This is a genomic window from Brevibacillus sp. HB2.2 (assembly GCF_013284275.1).
GTDB lineage: Bacteria > Bacillota > Bacilli > Brevibacillales > Brevibacillaceae > Brevibacillus > Brevibacillus brevis_D.
Map to the genome: position 1 here is coordinate 1 of NZ_JABSUV010000112.1, position 545 is coordinate 545.

1 protein-coding gene is annotated in these 545 nt (G+C 39.1%); it reads right to left on the reverse strand.

Going from position 1 to position 545, the window contains the following annotated elements; translation table 11 throughout:
* Positions 1-39: 39 nt before the first annotated feature.
* On the reverse strand, positions 40-545 hold a 506-nt coding region (locus HP401_RS35520; protein WP_173607633.1), incomplete at its 5' end, for an IS3 family transposase.

Below are 545 nucleotides of genomic sequence, written 5' to 3' on the forward strand. Positions count from 1 at the left end.
TTTGGACTGACCCTAATTAATGAGACGTTGAAAAAGCACCTAGGCTACCTGTTTCCCATACTCGTATGGAGACAGGTAGTTCAATTTTTCCTGAATTCGATCTTGGTTATAAAAACAGATGTAATTTTCCACTTTTTCCATTACCATTAGGTTTGTTAGGATCTCTCTTTTTGGAGAGGCGAATTCTTCCGACTTTAGCGAGGAGTGGAAGGATTCAATGACGGCATTATCATGGCAATTTCCCTTTCGGGACATGCTCGTGGTAATGCTTTTTTCTTTTGCTTTGTTTTGAAATGCGTATGAAGTATAAACTGATCCTTGATCGCTATGGAGAAGGACACCAGCTGCCTCTCTAGTATCTATTGCTTCCTCTAAGGTCTCCAGCACCAAAGAAACATCTTGTCGGTCACTTATTCTGTAAGCAATGATCTCGTTGTTATATAAATCCATGATCGTAGATAAATACAACATGTTTTGACCGTAAGGTAAATACGTAATATCCGTTACCCACTTCTCATTTGGTTTAGAAGCAGTAAATTGTCGGT